The organism is Arthrobacter sp. 05T410, assembly GCF_056396505.1.
In genome coordinates this window covers 165,337-182,689 of sequence record NZ_JBFTLP010000001.1, presented here as the reverse complement: position 1 = coordinate 182,689, position 17,353 = coordinate 165,337, and the positions used below count along the sequence as shown (strand labels likewise).

Genomic DNA, 17,353 nt, shown 5'->3' with positions numbered 1-17,353 from the left:
ACTGGATCCGGCGCGGAGCGGGTACAGGACGTCCTCCATGCGGGGGTCGGTTTCGGCCGGGGGTCTGGCTGTGCCGGTTCTTCCGGTTTTGCTGCGCCGGCCATGAGCTGGTTGATCCGTGCCGAGTCCGTCTGGGCGGCTTTGAGCGTGCCGGCGTGTTTGAAGGGCTCCCCCACGCTTTATGACCCGCTCCTGCGTCGCGGACGTAAGGCGCGACCCGGTACGGTTCACACCGCCATCGACCGGGTGGTTAGGCTGGGTGAATGGCGACAGTTATTCTCGTGCGGCACGGCCGCACCACAGCCAATGCCACTGGACTGCTGGCCGGTCGGGCCGTCGGCGTCAGCCTGGACCAGATCGGGCGCGACCAGGCGGCTCTGACCGGAGACCGGCTCGCGGCCGTGCCCGTAGTCGGGGTGGTGTCGAGCCCTCTTGAGCGTTGTCAGCAGACCGCCCAGCTCATCCTCGATCGCCAGGCTGGCACGCCGTACGCGCCGGTCGATCTCGATCTCACCGAGTGCGATTACGGCCAGTGGCAGGGCCGCACGCTCAGTGATCTCGCGACCGAGGATTTCTGGCCGGTTGTGCAGTCGCAACCGTCCGCCGTCGTCTTTCCCGGCGGTGAATCCATGGCCGCGATGCAGGCTCGGTCGGTGGCAGCGATTCGACGCCACGATGCAGCCTTCGAAGCCGAGTACGGGCCAGGGGCCGTGTGGGTGGCGGTGAGTCACGGTGACATCATCAAGTCAATCCTCGCCGACGCGCTCGGCATGCACCTTGACCTGTTCCAGCGTATTAACGTAGGCCCCGCCTCCGTATCGATCGTGCGCTACGGCGCTAGTCGGCCGAGCGTCTACGCGACCAACACCGACGCGGGTGACCTGTCGTGGCTGTCGAACGGCATCCACTCTGGCGATGCGCCGGTGGGCGGCGGTGCAGGGCAAAAGGCGCCATGAACCTCATGTGCCTAAAATACTGACATGCCTACACGTGTTCACGAGTTTGCCTGGCCTGATCGAATCGTCGTCGGCACCATTGGCCTTCCAGGGGCGCGCACATTCTACCTGCAGGTGCGCGCAGGGACGCAGATCGTGAGTATTGCCCTGGAGAAGCAGCAGTCGGCTCTGCTCGCGGAGAAGATCGACGAAATTCTCGACCAGCTCATCACCGTCGAGGGCAACCCCTTCAGCGTTCCCACGAGCACTCCCATTGAACTTGTCGACAATGACCAGCTCGAGGCCGTTCAGGAGCAGTTTCGCACCGGCGCCATGAGCTTAGGTTGGGACCCAACCACGGCCCAGGTCGTAATAGAGGCCTACCCCATCGCCGATGTCGATGCTGATGACAACGAGGAACCGCTTGATGAGGGCGGCGCTAACGAGTCCGAAATGCTGCTGGTGCGAATGCCGGTCGGCACCGCCCGCGCATTCGCCAAGCGCACCCGTGAGATCGTGGGCGCCGGGCGTCCGACGTGCCCGCTCTGCGGTTACCCCATAGACGCCGACGGGCACATCTGCACCCTTCCCGAGGTCTGATGCCAGCGCCGGACCTAGTGACCGCCGAGCTGACGCTCACCGGACGCATCACGACGGCTTCAAACGCTACATTTCTGGGCAGCATCGGCGACGTGGTGGTCGTCTATAAGCCGATAGCAGGCGAAAGTCCGCTGTGGGATTTTCCCCACGGCACCCTGGCTCACCGGGAGGTGGCCGCCTACCTGGTCTCGCAAGTCTTAGGCTGGGACGTGGTGCCGCGCACCTGGCTGCGCGATGGTCCTTTGGGCGAAGGAATGGTGCAGCTCTGGCAGGAGCAAGACCCCGCCCAAAGCGCCGTGAACCTGGTCGCGACGGACCAGGTGCCGGAGACGGGCTGGAAACATGTTCTCGAGGGACGGGATGAGAACGGACGGATGGTCGCCCTCGTTCACGAAGACTCGCCAGCGCTCAGACGCATGGCGGTGTTCGACATGGTCGTCAACAACGCCGACCGCAAAGGCGACCACATTCTTGCCATGACGGACGGACACCGGCACGGCGTGGACCATGGGCTCACCTTTCACCGTGACCACAAGCTGCGCACGGTGCTGTGGGGATGGCTGGGAGACGCTCTGACCGCCGAGGAACGCGACGGCATCGATCGTGTCAGCGAAGGACTGCACGGTGGGCTGGGCCGAAACCTGGCGGACTTGCTCAGCGCCGAAGAAATCGCATCGCTCGCCGCGCGCTGCGCACGGTTGCGCTTGGCAGGGCGGTTTCCGGCTCCGAGCGGTGAGATGTCGGCGGTGCCCTGGCCGCTGTTCTAAGGGAATTGCGGCTCAACTGTCAAAATTTGGCTGCCCATACGCCGATAACAGCGCCTACGCTCAACCAAGCCCGCGGGCCCCACCTTCCGCAGACGACACGCCGAGCGTCCCATATACAGCTCCCCTTCAGTCAGGTGTTGCGATATTGAGGAGAAACCGCGCTGCCCACGCAGCCGAGGGATATGGGCAGAGTCCATCTTTTGTCGGTCCATCCGGCTACACTGAATGCATCGAACATATATTCGAATAAGGGTGTGTTGTGGGCGTTGTTGTCGGTCCCCGCGTGATAGACGCGGGCATGTCGTTGCTGTCGGTGCTGATCTCTCCGGTCCCCGTCGCGGCCGGGTATCCATCGCCGGCGCAGGACTACTTTGATGGGCGGATTGACCTGAACGAGCATCTGATCAAGGACATCACCAGCACGTACGTCGTGCGGGTCTCCGGAGACTCTATGGAACGCGCCGGCATCAGCGACGGCGATGAGCTGATCGTCAACCGTGCCCTGGAACCGGTGGACGGGTCCGTGGTCGTTGCGGTCCTGGACGGGGAGCTGACCATCAAACGGCTGCGGATCACGGGAACCGGGGTGGTGCTGCAGGCGGAGAATCCGGCCTACCCGGACATCCGCGTTCCGTCCGTGTCGGATCTGGTCATCTGGGGTGTCGCGACCCGCTGCCTGCACCATGTTTGAGGCACACCATGTCTAAGCCCTCCCCGATGCGGCGGATGCCGCAGATCGCGCACGTGGATGTGAACTGCTTCTATGCCTCGGCCGAGCGGGTATTCGACCCGTCCCTCGAAGGCCGGCCCGTCGTCGTACTGTCCAACAACGACGGGTGCGCCGTCACCCGGTCCCCGGAAGCCAAGGCTCTCGGCATCGGCCTCGGTGAACCATGGTTCAAACTCGCCCCGCGGGCTAAGGAGTGGGGACTTGTTGCCCTCTCGAGCAACTACGAGCTTTACGGGGACATCAGCGCCCGGGTGATGGAACTGCTGGGCCGCTACAGCGCTTGGTTGGAGGTTTACAGCATCGACGAGGCCTTCCTGGGCGTCAAAGGCGCGCCGGGGGACCTGCTGGTCCTGGGCCAGACCATGAAGGCAGCCGTGCGGCGCAACGTGGGGGTTCCGGTGTGCGTCGGGATCGCCGGGACCAAGACCCTCGCGAAACTGGCCAACAAATGGGCAAAGCACAACCCGGCCTTCGACGGGGTCTGCCACTGGGACTCCGTGCCCGCCGCCACCAGGGAAGCGCTGATGGGCCGGCTGTCTGTGATCGAAATCTGGGGCGTCGCGACGCGCCTGACCAAACGCCTCAACGCCTTAGGGCTTCAGTCCATCCTTGACCTGTCCCGGGCCGACCCGGTGATGATCCGGGACCGCTTCTCCGTGGTCATGATGCGCACCGTCCTGGAGCTGCAGGGCACGCCGTGCATCCCGATGGAGGAAGAACGGATCGGCCGGGACCAGCTCATCTTCTCGCGCTCCTTCGCCACCCCCATCACCACCGCCGCCGGCATGCGGCAGGTCCTGTCCGTCTACGGCCAGCAGGCATCGGCACGGCTGGCCAAATACGGCCTCCAGGCCAAGGTCCTCACCGCCTTCGCCGGCACCTCGCACTTCAACCCGAACGACACCTCCTACCCCTCGGTGTGCGTGCCGCTGCCGATGCCCACCGCCGATCCCGTCCTGCTCACCCGGGCCGCCCACGCCCTCCTGCCCCACATCCAGGAAGGCATCAAATACGCCCGGGCCGGCATCATGGTCACCGACCTGCGGCCCACCGGCAACCAGGCACCGCTGGCCCTGTTCCAGAACCCGCACGAGGAACGCCACATCGGAACCCTCCTGGAGGATGTGACCCGCCGATACGGGCGCGGCTCCATCGGCCTCGGCCACGCCGGCATACGGGGCGGACCGGACTGGACCATGAAACGGGACATGCTCTCCCCCCGCTACACCACCCATTGGGACGAACTCCCCCTCGTCAAAGCCGCCTAACGCCAACACGCCCCCGCAGCACCGCACCACGAAAGACCACCCCCATGACCCTCAGCACCGAAAACCCCACACGAACCCTTGACCTTCAAGTCCGGCTCGACCCGGCAGGCAAGCCCCTTGCCATCCGGCACGACGGACGGATCTGGCTTGTCGATCCGGCCACCGAATCCCGGCACTGGATCGGCGGTGACGCCGGGCGGGGCACCCGATGCACGGCCGCCGCTGGCGCCAACCCGGCCGGTACCGAATACTGGCGCGTCGAGGCCCGGCTGGGGGCTAATTCAGCGCTGCGCACCTTCACGCTGCGCCGGAATCCACGCTCCGTCCAGTGGCTCCTGGACGACATCAGCGACGGCGGCTAGGCAACGGTGACACTGAACCGTCAGCCGATCAACGACCAGACCTGGGCGGGGATCAGGGCAGAATTCACGCTGCCCGCCCTGGAACAGGTCCGCCGCCGCCTCGCCGAACTGATGGACGACCCCGACCCTGTAATGCAGCAGCTCGTCCGCGTCTTCATCGACGACGGCACGTTCTGCCCGGGATTCCAATTCGTCGCCGGCGGCCACCTCCACCCGACCGTCGTCGACCTCTTCCAGCGCGCCATAGAACTGAAGGTTCCGCACAACTACTTCACGGCCTGGATGGTTACACCCTGCCGGGAACTCGGCGGGTCCCGCCCCGTTGACCATCTGAAAAGCGGCCGCGCTCCCCTGTTTCGTGCGCTGGAATCCCACCGCTGGCAGTAGAGGCCGACCCGCGAACCGACGTCCAACGGTTCCGCTGATCAGTCCGGCCCGGGATGCATTGAGTCACACGCGGGAATCGCAGCTGCCCTGCCGTTGGTAGTCTTTAGCCCACCATCCCTTTCCGCCCGACACTTGAGGTGCGAACCATGATCCCGACGACTCCCACTCCGGGCACTGTCCTTCTGGCCGGCGCCACCGGCGATCTCGGCGGGCGTATCCTGCAGAATTTGGTCGCCCTGGGGGCCACCGTTCGGGTCCTGACACGGCCTGGGACCAGCACGGAGCGCATTGCGCAGCTCCGCGCCCAAGGCGTCGAAGTGATCCAGGCGGGCTACGACGATCCGGTGGCCCTCCGAAGGGCCTGCGCGGATGTTGACTGCGTAGTCTCCGCGATCAACGGCGTGGACAGCGCAATTTTCGACGCCCAATCGCGCTTGCTGGAGGCGGCGGCCGCGGTGGGCGTACCGCGTTTCATCCCTTCCGATTACTCCATCGATTACCGCGGAATCCGCCCCCGAAGCAACCGGAACTTGCAGTTCCGCCGAGACTTTGCACAGCGGCTGGATGCCACCGAAATCCGGGCCACTTCCATCCTCAATGGCGCCTTCACCGACATGCTCTCCGGGCAGGCTCCCATGATCCTGTTCTCGCGGCGTCGGGTGCTCTTCTGGTCCGACGCCGACCAGGTGCTCGACTTCACCACGAAGGATGACACTGCCTCCTACACCGCCGCCGCCGCCCTCGACGAGCGGGCGCCCCGCGTCCTTCAGATCGCCGGAGACCAGGTCACGGCAAGGACCCTGGCAGCCACCATGTCCGACCTGACCGGAACGCAATTCGGGCTCCTCTACGCGGGCAGCGTCGGCTCCTTGACTGCTATGAGCCGGGCCGTCAAAGCCCTCATGCCGGCCTCTGACAAGCCGTTCCCGCCGTGGCAGGGCATGCAGTACTTCGCCAGCATGTTCAGCGGCGACGCGACCCTGAACTACGTCAGCAACGACCGGTACGGGAGCCGGACGTGGACCACCGCCCGGGACGTCCTGGACCAGCACGTTCAGCAGAGCTCACCGGCCCCGGTCCCCTAGCCTGGGGGTTGTTGCACGGACAAGCCCCGAACCCCTAGGGTTCGGATCATGGCCGCGCCCGGGGGACCCGCTCGTTATGGATTGCACACGACGCCGACACTGCTGTCCGTAGTATGCCTCGCCGTCGTCGCGCTAACCGCGGCCTGCGCGTCAACTCCCCCACTCAGCACGTCGGCAGGCGAGCAAACCGTCACCAAACCGCCCGCCGCCACGGCCGCACCATCGACGGGCGCCGGACTGTCACCAGGCATGACCCTCGCCCCGGCTCCGCCGATTCCGCCTGCCCCCGGGCACGGTTTAGATGAATGCCGGCCACAGCGTGCAGAGAAAGTCGTAGGCAATGGAGCGCTGGAGTGCCAGTACTTCACATCCGGTTCCATGACGCCGGCTTCTGTGCCCCGTGATCCGGGAATGAGCTCCGGCGATTACGCGGTACGGTTCGGCAGCGTTGGCGGCCGCACGGTGATGTCCGTGCGTATCCCCTGCGCTTCGTATGCGGTCACGGTCAGCATTGCCGGCGAAACGATCACGCCGGATGTGGGGACACTGGAAAGTTCCCTGGGCACGTGCAACTTCCCGTGGGACCAGGAACAGGCGCGGATGAATCGATACCTTCAGGCTCCGTTTCAGTTTGCACAGCGGGAGACTGGAATCGTGCTGCACAACCCGGAATGGGGAATCACCCTGTTCCGGACCCCCTACTCGGCCGGCTGATCCCCCGGTCCCGCCTAAGGGCGCCAGGCGTGCCGCGGGAGGGGTGCGAGGCTGGGGGCCAGAAATACCTGACACGATCCAGTGGGAATAAGAACCGCCGCCACCATGTTCGTTTCCGGTGTGAAGAACATCGGATTCCTGTCCTTCGGCCACTGGACCGACCACCCGGATTCCGGCACGCGCACCGCGTCGGACGCGCTGTTGCAGGCGATCGACCTCGCGGTCGCGGCCGAGGAGCTGGGTGCGGACGGCGCCTACTTCCGAGTCCACCACTTCGCGCAGCAATACGCCTCCCCGTTCCCTCTGCTCGCCGCGATCGGGGCCCGGACAAGCCGCATCGAGATCGGCACCGGCGTAATCGACATGCGCTACGAGAACCCGCTCTACATGGCGGAAGACGCTGGCGCGGCCGACCTGATCGCGGGCGGCCGGCTGCAGCTGGGCATCAGCAGGGGTTCACCCGAGCAGGTCATCGACGGATGGCGTTACTTCGGCTTCGCCCCCGCCGAGGGCGAGTCGGACGCCGACATGGGCCGCAGGCACGCCGAGCGTCTGCTCGAGGTGCTCACTGGCAAGGGCTTTGCGGCGCCGAACCCCCGCCCGATGTTCCCGAACCCTCCGGGCCTGCTGCGCGTGGAGCCGCACTCGAGGGGCCTGCGCGAGCGCATCTGGTGGGGCTCCGGCTCGAACGCCACGGCCATCTGGGCGGCGAAGCTCGGCATGAACCTGCAGAGCTCCACGCTCAAGGATGATGAGAGCGGCAAGCCCTTCCACGTCCAGCAGGCCGAGCAGATCGAGCTCTACCGGCAGGCCTGGAAGGAGGCGGGGCACGAGCGGGAGCCGCGCGTCTCGGTCAGCCGCAGCATCTTCGCGCTAATGGACGAGCGCGACTGGCAATACTTCGCCCGCGACCGCCACAGCTCCGACCAGGTGGGCAACATCGACGAGAAGACGCGCGCGGTCTTTGGCCGCTCCTATGCCGGTGCCCCGGACGAGCTGGCCGCGAAGCTGGCCGAGGACGAGGCGATCGCCGCGGCAGACACCCTGCTCCTCACGGTCCCGAACCAGCTCGGTGTCGACTACAACGCCCACGTCATCGAGTCGATCCTGAAGTATGTGGCGCCGCAGCTCGGCTGGCGCTGACCCCTCGTGACAGATTCCCCGGGCACTGCAGTCGCGGTTAATTTCGGCGGTGTCGACGCTCTACTGCGGGACCGCTGTGTGCACCTGAGGTCCATTTCGGACGGCATCGATCCCACAACAACGCGGCGGAAGCCACCAGGTCAGAGCGAAAGAGATGCTGGCACGCGGCCTCACCCTCAGGTGCGTCAGCCGCCGGGGGTAATGGGCGGCGGGGGCTGAAAGCGTTCCCACGCCGATTGCCGGGTCATGCCCAGAGCCGCGCCAATGCGCGCCCAGCTGATGCGCCGTTGACGCGCGGTTCCCACCCAGGCGGTCAGTCGCTCTTCGACCTGGGAGGCGACGGCGGCGATTTCCGGCAGGTGGGCCAGGAGCTCATCATCAGTCATCTGCAACCAAGGCGTTTCGCTCCGTGAGCCGTCCGAACTGCTGAACAGCCTCATGGACGCCTCGGCACAGTCCTGACAAATGGCAACGCCGGGACCTGCCACGAGATGCCCCGAGATCCTGGCTGGTCTCGCGCAGAAGCTGCACATCATCGGGCCGGTCAACGGCGGTTCCAGTTCCACGGCATCCTCCTGGCGGCTAACAGTTGACAGAGTTCAGCATAGTTGACTTGTCAGGTGAATCCTGACAAGTTGTCAGGCGTGACCTTACAACGAATGGCTGATACCGGAGCCCGGCCACCCACCAAAACGCCGCTGAGGCGGCTGGCGGCGTTCCGGAAGCTGTGGGTTGCCAGCGCATTCGAGGGCATCGGCGACGAAGCAAGCCGGGTCGTGATCCCGATCGTTGCCGTTTCGATGCTCGGTGCCGGCACTCTGGAAGTGGGGGCCATAAATGCGATCGGCATGAGCGCGTTCCTTGTCCTGGGCCTCCCGATCGGCGTCTGGGTGGACCGGCTGCGGCGGCGCCGGCTGATGATCACCGCGGACGTGATCCGCGCTTTGGCGGTCCTGAGCGTTCCGGCGGCCTTCATCGCCGGCGCGATGACGATGGGACACCTGCTGGTCTGCGTGGCGCTGATCGGCGTCGCCGACGTCGTGTTCACCACCGCCCACGGAGCTTTCGTCCCGTCCGTCGTCGGACGGGAACGGATTAGTGATGCGCACGCCCGGCTGCAAACGGCCGCCAGCACGGTCGCCGTCGGCTCCCCCGCCCTGACGGGGGCGCTCCTCAGCGCCATGGCCGCGCCGTTCGCCTTGTTGACAGCCGGAATCTCCTACTCCGTGTCTGCACTGACCCTCAAGAGCATCAACGTCAGCGAAGACATCAAGCCACCCCTGGAGCACGAGGGATTCTGGCCGGCAGCACGGGCCGGGCTGTCCTTCACCATTCACCACCCGGTGCTCAAGGGTCTCTTCCTCTCCGGGATGTTTCTCAACGCAGCCACCATGTTCGGCAGCGCCGCCACAGCCGTGTACGCCCTCAACGTTCTGGGACTCAGCCCCGCCGTCTTTGCGCTCCTGAGCAGCTTCGCCGCGGCGGGAGGGTTTGTCGCCTCCGTCGCGGCACCGGCCATCCTGACGCAGCTCGGCATCGGAAAGACCAGAATTCTCGCCAGCATCGCCTGCGTGGCGGCCGTCGCGATATACCCTCTCGCCACGGTCCTGCCTTGGTCCCCGGCCCTCTGGCTCGGCGTGTCCGTATTCGGCTGGGCTTTCCTCATCGTGGTCATCTCCATTGCGGGGGCTGGCATCATCCCCCGCATCGCTCCGCCGCACAGACTCGGAACAGTCATGGCCAGCAACAGACTTTTTACCCTCGGAGTCATGCCGGTCGCCAGCCTCACCGGGGGTGCCCTGGCCACATGGATTGGCGTCCAACCCGTGCTCTGGATCTGGGCCCTGCTCGCTGGCGCCTCCGCAGTCCCCATCGCCTTCTCGCCGATGCGGACCTGGACCAAATTCCCGGCCGACTTCGATTGCGCCACCGCCCCGACTGCCGGCCCAGCTTGCTCGCCGGTTCGCAGCCTGGGCTTCGGGCCGTGCCGCCGCCAAAGACGTAAAGCGAGGGGTGGTACGTTCCTGGAATGACTTTGCGACTTGGGGTGTACGGAGACAGCTCGTCGTCGAGCCCTATTGGCCTGCCCTGGAATGGCCACCGCGGATCCGCCGGGTGTTCGATCTCCATGCCGAGTGTGCCGAGGAGACCGGACTACCGTTTCCGTTGGGCCAAAACGGTGTCTTCGACGGCGACCATTTGCCGTTCCTCTACTCGGAACCGGACCACCTGCACCCCAACGATCTCGGTCATGCCAGATTGGCGGAGGTTATGACGGGCGTTCCTGAGCCATACGTGGACAAGGCCAGGTCTTCCGCCTAAATGACTGGGCTGGTCCCGCGTCATCCCGAAGGGCACCGCGCCGTCGACACTTGCGGGATCCAGCCTTGCAACGCCAGTGCGACTGCGACGACGCCGGTCCGGCCGGCACTCACCCGCGGGGCAGCCTTGACGCCGAACGCCACCTCGGCTGAAGCACAGGACGGGCGGCCGCGATGCGCTCGCGACCGCCCGCAGAAACCGGGTGCACCCTGGGCTCAGCGCACCGACTTGCGCTCGTAGATCGCCATCGACCAGGCGTACCCGGCGACCACAATCACGACGCACCACCCGATTGCCAGCACCGGGCTCCAGCCGAGCGGGGTACCGAGCAGCAGCCCGCGGATGGCCTCGATGAACGGCGTGAAGGGCTGGTACTGCGCGAACCACTGCAGCCATTCCGGCATCGACTCGGTCGGCACAAAGCCGCTGCTGAGGAAGGGCAGGAAGGTCAACACGAGGGGCAGGTTGCTGGCGGTCTCGGCCGACTTCGCCTGCATGCCCATGGCCACCCCGAGCCAGCTGATCGCGTACGCGATGAGCACGATCAGACCTGCGGCGGAGATCCATTCGACAAACCCGGCGGTCGGGCGGAAGCCAATCAGGAGGCCGACGCCGAGCACGAGCACGACGGCGATAATCGCCTGGATGGTATTGCCGAGCACGTGCCCGGCGAGAACCGCGGCCCGCGAGATCGCCATCGTCCGGAACCGCGCGGTGATGCCCTCGGTCATGTCCATCGACACGGTCGTCGCGATGCCGCCTGCGCTGCCGGCGATGGTCAACAGCAGGATGCCCGGCATGACGTAGGCGACATACGCCTCGCGCCCGCCGGCCGGATCCGCGCCGGGCAGGCCGGCCCCGAGCGTGCCGCCGAACACGAACACGAAGAACAGCAGCAGGACTACCGGCCCCACGATGGTGAACACCGACAGGCCCGGATAGCGCAGCATGTGCAGCAGGTTGCGGCGCAGCATCGTCACCGAGTCGGCAATGACGTGCGCTTGCTGGCGGGTGCCCTGGGCCGTCCGACGCTTGGCGGCGATGGTGGTCATGATTCGGTTCCCTTCGTCTCGACCCGGCCGGTGAGCGCGAAAAACACGTCATCGAGGTCCGGGGTGTGGATGCTGAGGTCGTCGACCTCCAGGTTGGCCGTGTCGAGGCGGTCCAGCACGGTGCGCAGCGCGCCGACACCGCCGTCGCTCGGCACCGTGAGCGAGAGCCCGGCGTCGTCGCGGGCGCACTCGCCGAGCAGGCGGGAGGCGGCGTCGAGCCGCCCGGCGTCAGCGAACCGGAGCCGGATATGTCCGCCGGGCACCAGGCGCTTGAGCTCGTCCGGCGTCCCCTCGGCGACGAGCCGGCCGCCGTCGAGCACCGCAATGCGGTCCGCGAGTTCGTCCGCCTCGTCCAGGTACTGGGTAGTGAGCAGCACGGTGGTGCCGTCCGCGACCAGGCTGCGGACAATGTCCCACATGGTGTGGCGGCTGCGCGGGTCCAGGCCCGTGGTGGGCTCGTCCAGGAAGATGACGCTGGGCGCCGAGACGAGGGTCATGGCGAGGTCGAGGCGGCGCTGCATCCCACCCGAGTAGGTGGCGAGCGGCTTACGGGCGGCCTCCACGAGGTCGAACTGCTCAAGCAGCTCGGCCACCCGGGCCTTCGAGCGCTTCGCTCCAAGATGGCGCAGCCGGGCCATCAGCAGCAGGTTCTCCTCGCCGGTGAGCAGCTTGTCCACCGCGGAGAACTGGCCGGTGAGGCCGATCGCGGCGCGGACGCCGTCAGGGTCGCGCACGACGTCGCATCCGTTCACCAGTGCCGTGCCGCCGTCGGGCCGCACCAGGGTGGACAGGATGTGCACGGTCGTCGTCTTGCCGGCGCCGTTCGGGCCGAGCAGCGCGGTGACTGTGCCCGCGTCCACGGTGAGGTCGACGTCGTCGAGCACTGCCTTTGCGCCGTAGGACTTCCGCAGCCCGCGGACGTCGATTGCTGGCGTGTTCATGTGCTTGGTTCCCTTCTGTTGGTGGCCCGGAGTCATTGAGCGCGCTGGATGCTGATGTCGCCGTGCTGGGTGCGTGCACGCACTGCGACGGTCTGTTCGGACGCGTCCGGAGCGCGGTCGCTGTCCAGCTGGTTGCGGACGTGCCCCTCTTTCGAGGACAGATCGAGCCAGGCGGGAACGCCGGGCCGCACGCCGATGGTGACCTGGCCGAAGCCGCTCTCGACCTGGATGGAACCACTCGAGACCTCTGCGAGCTGGATGCTGCCGTAGGCGGTCTTCGCCGCGACAGAGCCGAGTGCCTTCGAGATCTCGAGGTCGCCGTAGGAGAGCTTCGCTTCAAGGTCGCCGCCGGACTCCCCGATCAGGATGGTGCCATGCGACGCCTTGAGGATGGCGTCGCCGGTGACTTTGCCGATCCGGATCTGACCGTGGTCGGCCGTGATCTCGATGCCGCCCTCGGCGGTGCCGAGGGTCGCGTTGCCGTGCGAGGCGCGCAGCCACAGGTCTCCGGTGGAGTCGAGATCAACGCGGCCCATCGAACTCTTGATCCGGGTTGCGCCGAGGCGTCCGACGGCGCGCACGCCGCCGACCCCGATCTCGGCGGTGAGCCGCGACCCGGCAGGCAGCTCGACCTTCACATCGACCGACTCGGTTGGGCCGATCCAGCTGATGCGGGGCCGGGGGCCGGTGATGATGAGCCGCTGGCCGTCGACGTCGACCCTGGTCTCTTCCGCGCCCCGGCGGTCGACTGCCTTCGCGGGGTTCGTCGGCGCGACGGTCACGACCGTGTCGTCGCGGTCAGTGGCGATGATTTCGATCGCGCCGACCTGCAGTTTGATGGCGAGGTCGATGGGAGTGGGGGTGTCGTAGGTGGGCATGCTGGCGCCTTCCTTTTGGGTGTGTTTGATCGACCCCGCGGGTCCGCGTGGTTGGTGGGTGTGGTGCTGTGCGCGGTTTAGCGCGCCCAGCCGGCGAAGTTGTCGCCGGTGCGCAGCGTGCGCTGCGCGGATCGTCGCTGCTTGGGCTGGAGAGCGGCCGCGACCGCACGGACCAGCCAGGTGTTGACGGACAGGCCGTCAGCAGCCGCGGCCTCGTCCACCCGCGTCTTGAGGGCATCCGGCAGGCGGAGCGTCGTGCGTGAGGTGCTCGCGTCGTCGAGGTCGAGGGGTGCGGCCGGCCGCTCGTCGGTGTCAGATTCCGGGTTCGGCTGGGTCACCACGAACTCGACGTCGCGTCCGCGCAGCCGCATGTCGACTGATCCGGGTGCGAGGTCGCGGGTGATCTCGCCGACCGCAGCCGAGAGAACGTCGAGGAGCACGAGCCGGGTCGCGGCGTCCAGTCCGGCGGCGAGCCGCTCGGCCACGGCGCGGGTGTCCTCCGAGCCGTTCTCCGCGGCATCCACTAGCTGCCGCTGTAGGTCGTTGACGTATTGTCCGAGTTCCATGCCACCATAGTGACACCACGGTGGTGTCACGTCAAGCCTTCGTGGTGTCACGGGTGATCCGCAGGTTGGTGCGGCGGCTCGAAGAGGGTGAGTACGGGTGAAAGGCCCCCCGCCCTGAGTCCTAGTTGGCGTCCTGTCGGTTCACCATTTCGGCGATCCAGATCGGCGCGAACGGAGAGGTGCAGTTCGGCGGCGTCGGGTAATCCTTGAGCACCTCGAGGCGCTCGCCGATGCCGATTGCGCGGGCGCGGTGTGCGGGGTGCTCAATCCCGATCTGGGCCAGGCAGTGGTTCATCGCCCACTGCAAGCGGTCCGGGGCGTCCTTCATCTGCGCCTCGATGATGTCGAGCAGTCCTGGCAGGTCGAGGCCCTCCGGCTTCTTCGCAACGCGGTCGGTGGTCAGCGCCCAGCCGGCACTTGCCACCAGCGGGTCCGGATCGGCAAACCAGGCCACGCGCAGTTCCTCGGCATGCGGGTTCTTCTTCACCACATAGTTGACGAGCCAGTCCTGCACCTTGGGAGTGTGCGCCTGGCGCAACATGGCGTCCAACTCATCACGGTCGAAAGCCTTCGGACGGCAGATCAGGAGCGCCAGGAGCCGCGCCGCGGTATCACCGGTCCCCCACAGCTCACGGGACAGCTCCTGCTGCGTCTTGAGCCGCTTGGCCAACGCCCGCAGCTTGCCGAGGTTCACCCCGTGGTCGTCACCGTGCTTGGCGTTCACGTCCCGGATCCTCGGGTCCTCGAGGTCAGCCAGCTCGGCCATCACCTCGGCCGCCGTCGTTCCGGTTTCCGTCGTCTGGGCCACCTCGGCCTCCTGTCCGTTGCTTGTGCGATTCAGCATACGTCGGCGGTTCGGCCGCCCGCGGCAATAAGCGGCTTGGCGACGAAAACAGACGACTGCACCGTTGCCGCGCACGCCGGTGAGCGTCCGGTGCTCACCTGTGAATCGCCCGCTGCCCCTTGCCCCAGACTGGTTGCCTGCGGCAAGCTGTTGATCAGGTGATGAATTGATCAACCGGGAGAGACCCGACGGCGGCAGCCCCCGGAAGGTTGCCGCGGCGGTGCCGTTGCGGGGCTGGAACCCCGCAGGACGGGAGGGCTCGGAACATGGAACGTGCAGGATCCAGGCCGGCAAAAATTCGCGCCGCCGTCATTTTCTCAGTGGTGGCGGTGATGGTAATTCTTGGAATTGCGTGGATCGTGACTACCCGTTCACCGGTCACGCCGCCTCCGGGAGCGTCCGGGGCCCCGGTGAGTAATCCTTCGGTATCGGGACGTGCGGCTTTCCAGAAGGTCCCGAATCAGGTTCTGTTTGCGCTTGATGATTCCGGAAACCCGGATCTCTCCGGAGACCTGACGAATATCAAGCAGGGTGACGCCGGCGATTGCTATTTCCTCGCAGCGTTGATGACAGTGGCGTCACGGGCCCCTGCGACCGTCTTGAACATGGTCCATGACAACGGCAACGGCACCTACACCATTTCCTTCCACAGCAAGTACGACGGGGTGTCCAATCCGGTGACGGTCACGGTCAACGGTGATCTTCCGTACCGCCGCGGCAAGCCCTTCGAAAACGGCATCGAAAATATCGATGGCAAAAACGTGTCATGGGCCGCGATTATCGAGAAAGGGTGGGCGGCCGCGAACGGCAACAGCTACAACGGCATCGATGGCACCGACCTCAGCAACGCCCAGGATCATGATGTACACAATGCCCTCTATGCCATCACCGGCGAAGTGGGCGTCGACCGCAACCCCGGCGGCCCCATGACGGGAGTGAGCTTTGAGCAGATGCAGCAGGATTTCACGAAAGGCCTCGTGACCTTTGGGACGTCCAACTCCGACGGCGAGCTGGTCTCCGACCATTCCTACGCATTGCTGGGTCTGAATCCCTCCGACCAAACGGTTGTGGTAGGTGACCCGGAGGGTGGCCACACCACGCTGGCTTTTGCGACCTTCCAGTCAACGAACATCAACCAGTACATCGCGATACCAACATATCCTTGAGCGGCAGCCCTAAACGGCAGCCATGGCCCGCTCGCCGTTGAAGTATTCGAGCTGCCAGCCGTCGACGGCATGGTGGTGGGCCAGGTTGAGCACAGCGTTGTCGATGCTGTCCAGGGTGCGGCCGACGGCGCGGCTGAGACTCACGCGCAGGAGCGTGCCATGGGCGACGGCCAGGACGCGGCGGCCACGGAACTCCTCGGCCAGCGCCTCAAGCGCGGCCAACCCTCGGCCGGCGGCCTCGTCCTCGCTCTCTGCGCCGCGGAACCCGTCGGGGATGCGCAGTGCGTCCAGTTCAGGACCGTCCTGAAGGCCCTCCGCGGGTCCGAAGCTGCGCTCGGCGAGCTCCGGCACGCGCCGGGCCACGCTGAGGCCGAGCCCGGCGGCGATGAGATCGGCGGTTTCCGCGGCACGGCTCAGCGGTGACGACACGATCGCGTCCCATTCATAGCCGGACAGGACGGCGACGGCGTCGCGAGCCTGACCGCGGCCGACGTCGTTCAGAGGAATGTCGGTGGATCCCTGCAGCCGGCGCTGTGCATTCCAGTCCGTCTGGCCATGGCGGATGAGGGCGAACGTCGTAGATGTCATGCCTTCCATTCTGCCCTGACGGCAGGCTGGTGATGACAGAGGCGCCGGTCTGGGAGCCGCCGCGAGCATCCTCGTCATCGGCAAAGAGCGGCAAAGAGCGATCACAATACACCGCCACTTCGCATAGTCCCTTGACGCATGGCAAGCACCGGACGCAAAGTTCACACGAGAGTCATTCCTCAGATGGCCGATAGCCGTCCGGGCCCAGCCCTCATGCCGCAACAACCGCTGCACGGCGGAGCATATTGCATCCCTTGAGCCCCTCCCAGGCGGAGCCGCTTGCGGTCAACAACGGGAGCGCTCCGGTCACCTCTTGGACAGGAGAAGTAAGGATGGATCTCGAGCAACCGCCCCCAGGCCCAAAGACGGTAACTGCGGCCAGGGCCGCCAAAGAGGCGGCGCTGGCGTCCACTTCCGCGTCGCGGAAGAAAGTTTCGTACGGTGCCCAGGACCGCAGAGGACCACTACTGTGGAATTCAGGCTTGGAAAGGCTCACCAACCGAACCCGTCTGCCGGGACAGCCAGCCGATGTGGGCGTGAACCTGTTCTACGAGGACCTTGAGTGGAATCCCCTCTTTGGCCCGGGCGATCCCTCGGGGATCATTCCAAGGGAAACGGATCAGGTTCCGCCTGGAAATATGGCTAATGCGGGAGGGCTGATTCTGCCCTGGTGCTCGAATTCGCAAGAGGTCCGCCGGAAGGCCATTGTTGTGTACCGCCTTGGGGAGGACCTGGATACGATCGAAGATCCCCTCCTGTATGTCTTCCAGTATTACTGGGACAACGTGGGGTACTTCTTGCCGGCAACCTTTGGGTCTTTCGACCAGAAGATCTCTATGGGTGAGGGGCCCAGCGCATCCCTCAATGTGGACTTCATTCTCGGTCCTACAGGAGACCTGGTTGCCAGGGCATGGGCTTAGGGCCCGGCCGGACCGCGGCCGGCCGCTGCCAATCACTATGGGAGCCGGCAAGGTGTCCGGAGACTAAGTCGAGCTGCACGGTGGC

At 66.0% G+C, this 17,353-nt stretch carries 20 protein-coding genes; 13 read left to right on the top strand and 7 right to left on the bottom strand.

The annotated features are described in order from the left end of the window. Positions 1 to 263 precede the first annotated feature (263 nt). From AC1DFR_RS00935 to AC1DFR_RS00890, 10 genes are all read left to right on the top strand, one after another. On the top strand, positions 264 to 956 hold the full coding sequence (locus AC1DFR_RS00935) for a histidine phosphatase family protein (protein ID WP_476872492.1): 693 nt from the start codon (positions 264 to 266) through the stop codon (positions 954 to 956). A gap of 24 nt (positions 957 to 980) precedes the next feature. Next, entirely contained in the window at positions 981 to 1,535 is a 555-nt protein-coding gene (locus AC1DFR_RS00930; protein ID WP_476858506.1) for a DUF3090 domain-containing protein, read from the top strand. Continuing rightward, a complete protein-coding gene (locus AC1DFR_RS00925; RefSeq protein ID WP_476855838.1) occupies positions 1,535 to 2,302 on the top strand; it encodes an SCO1664 family protein in 768 nt (255 codons plus the stop codon). The genes AC1DFR_RS00930 and AC1DFR_RS00925 overlap by 1 nt, the downstream gene beginning before the upstream one ends. A 259-nt stretch (positions 2,303 to 2,561) precedes the next feature. Then, complete coding sequence (locus AC1DFR_RS00920; protein ID WP_476849181.1) at positions 2,562 to 2,993, top strand: LexA family protein; 432 nt, start codon at positions 2,562 to 2,564, stop codon at positions 2,991 to 2,993. A gap of 8 nt (positions 2,994 to 3,001) precedes the next feature. Then, positions 3,002 to 4,300, top strand: coding sequence for a Y-family DNA polymerase (locus tag AC1DFR_RS00915; protein ID WP_476872491.1), 1,299 nt, complete (start codon positions 3,002 to 3,004; stop codon positions 4,298 to 4,300). Positions 4,301 to 4,344: 44 nt separating this feature from the next. After that, positions 4,345 to 4,662: a hypothetical protein gene (locus AC1DFR_RS00910; protein ID WP_476849183.1), complete on the top strand. Its 318-nt coding sequence runs from the start codon at positions 4,345 to 4,347 to the stop codon at positions 4,660 to 4,662. Positions 4,663 to 4,668: 6 nt separating this feature from the next. Beyond that, positions 4,669 to 5,049 carry a hypothetical protein gene (locus AC1DFR_RS00905; RefSeq protein WP_476872490.1) on the top strand — a complete coding sequence of 127 codons (381 nt, stop codon included), beginning with the start codon at positions 4,669 to 4,671 and terminating at the stop codon, positions 5,047 to 5,049. Positions 5,050 to 5,195: 146 nt separating this feature from the next. Next, positions 5,196 to 6,134 (top strand): NmrA family NAD(P)-binding protein, encoded by a 939-nt coding sequence (locus AC1DFR_RS00900; RefSeq protein ID WP_476855835.1) that lies wholly within the window; start codon positions 5,196 to 5,198, stop codon positions 6,132 to 6,134. A 411-nt stretch (positions 6,135 to 6,545) separates the two neighbouring features. Beyond that, positions 6,546 to 6,848 carry a hypothetical protein gene (locus AC1DFR_RS00895; protein ID WP_476872489.1) on the top strand — a complete coding sequence of 101 codons (303 nt, stop codon included), beginning with the start codon at positions 6,546 to 6,548 and terminating at the stop codon, positions 6,846 to 6,848. Positions 6,849 to 6,968: 120 nt separating this feature from the next. After that, positions 6,969 to 7,991, top strand: coding sequence for an LLM class flavin-dependent oxidoreductase (locus AC1DFR_RS00890; RefSeq protein WP_476872648.1), 1,023 nt, complete (start codon positions 6,969 to 6,971; stop codon positions 7,989 to 7,991). A 185-nt stretch (positions 7,992 to 8,176) separates the two neighbouring features. Here AC1DFR_RS00890 and AC1DFR_RS00885 read toward each other — a convergent pair whose 3' ends face one another. Continuing rightward, positions 8,177 to 8,557, bottom strand: coding sequence for a ClpX C4-type zinc finger protein (locus AC1DFR_RS00885; RefSeq protein ID WP_476872488.1), 381 nt, complete (start codon positions 8,555 to 8,557; stop codon positions 8,177 to 8,179). 93 nt (positions 8,558 to 8,650) lie between these two features. Here AC1DFR_RS00885 and AC1DFR_RS00880 point away from each other — a divergent pair, with 93 nt between their 5' ends. Further along, complete coding sequence (locus AC1DFR_RS00880) at positions 8,651 to 10,024, top strand: MFS transporter (RefSeq protein ID WP_476872487.1); 1,374 nt, start codon at positions 8,651 to 8,653, stop codon at positions 10,022 to 10,024. Between the two features lie 504 nt (positions 10,025 to 10,528). Here the strand turns inward: AC1DFR_RS00880 and AC1DFR_RS00875 are convergent. The 5 genes from AC1DFR_RS00875 to AC1DFR_RS00855 form a co-directional block, all read right to left on the bottom strand. Then, positions 10,529 to 11,365 carry an ABC transporter permease gene (locus AC1DFR_RS00875; RefSeq protein WP_476849187.1) on the bottom strand — a complete coding sequence of 279 codons (837 nt, stop codon included), beginning with the start codon at positions 11,363 to 11,365 and terminating at the stop codon, positions 10,529 to 10,531. After that, positions 11,362 to 12,306, bottom strand: coding sequence for an ATP-binding cassette domain-containing protein (locus tag AC1DFR_RS00870; RefSeq protein WP_476872486.1), 945 nt, complete (start codon positions 12,304 to 12,306; stop codon positions 11,362 to 11,364). Before AC1DFR_RS00870 ends, AC1DFR_RS00875 begins: the two co-directional genes overlap by 4 nt. 32 nt (positions 12,307 to 12,338) lie before the next feature. Next, on the bottom strand, positions 12,339 to 13,184 hold the full coding sequence (locus AC1DFR_RS00865; RefSeq protein WP_476849189.1) for a DUF4097 family beta strand repeat-containing protein: 846 nt from the start codon (positions 13,182 to 13,184) through the stop codon (positions 12,339 to 12,341). Positions 13,185 to 13,261: 77 nt separating this feature from the next. Next, on the bottom strand, positions 13,262 to 13,750 hold the full coding sequence (locus AC1DFR_RS00860; RefSeq protein ID WP_476849190.1) for a histidine kinase: 489 nt from the start codon (positions 13,748 to 13,750) through the stop codon (positions 13,262 to 13,264). 121 nt (positions 13,751 to 13,871) lie between these two features. After that, complete coding sequence (locus AC1DFR_RS00855) at positions 13,872 to 14,594, bottom strand: DNA alkylation repair protein (RefSeq protein ID WP_476849191.1); 723 nt, start codon at positions 14,592 to 14,594, stop codon at positions 13,872 to 13,874. A gap of 266 nt (positions 14,595 to 14,860) precedes the next feature. On the opposite strand from AC1DFR_RS00855, the gene AC1DFR_RS00850 reads away from it, so the two are divergent. Next, positions 14,861 to 15,760, top strand: a complete 900-nt coding sequence (locus AC1DFR_RS00850; protein ID WP_476855830.1) for a C2 family cysteine protease — start codon at positions 14,861 to 14,863, stop codon at positions 15,758 to 15,760. A 9-nt stretch (positions 15,761 to 15,769) separates the two neighbouring features. Here AC1DFR_RS00850 and AC1DFR_RS00845 read toward each other — a convergent pair whose 3' ends face one another. Further along, on the bottom strand, positions 15,770 to 16,348 hold the full coding sequence (locus tag AC1DFR_RS00845) for a histidine phosphatase family protein (protein ID WP_230009858.1): 579 nt from the start codon (positions 16,346 to 16,348) through the stop codon (positions 15,770 to 15,772). A 482-nt stretch (positions 16,349 to 16,830) separates the two neighbouring features. Here AC1DFR_RS00845 and AC1DFR_RS00840 point away from each other — a divergent pair, with 482 nt between their 5' ends. Further along, positions 16,831 to 17,268 (top strand): hypothetical protein, encoded by a 438-nt coding sequence (locus AC1DFR_RS00840; protein ID WP_476855829.1) that lies wholly within the window; start codon positions 16,831 to 16,833, stop codon positions 17,266 to 17,268. Positions 17,269 to 17,353: the final 85 nt, after the last annotated feature.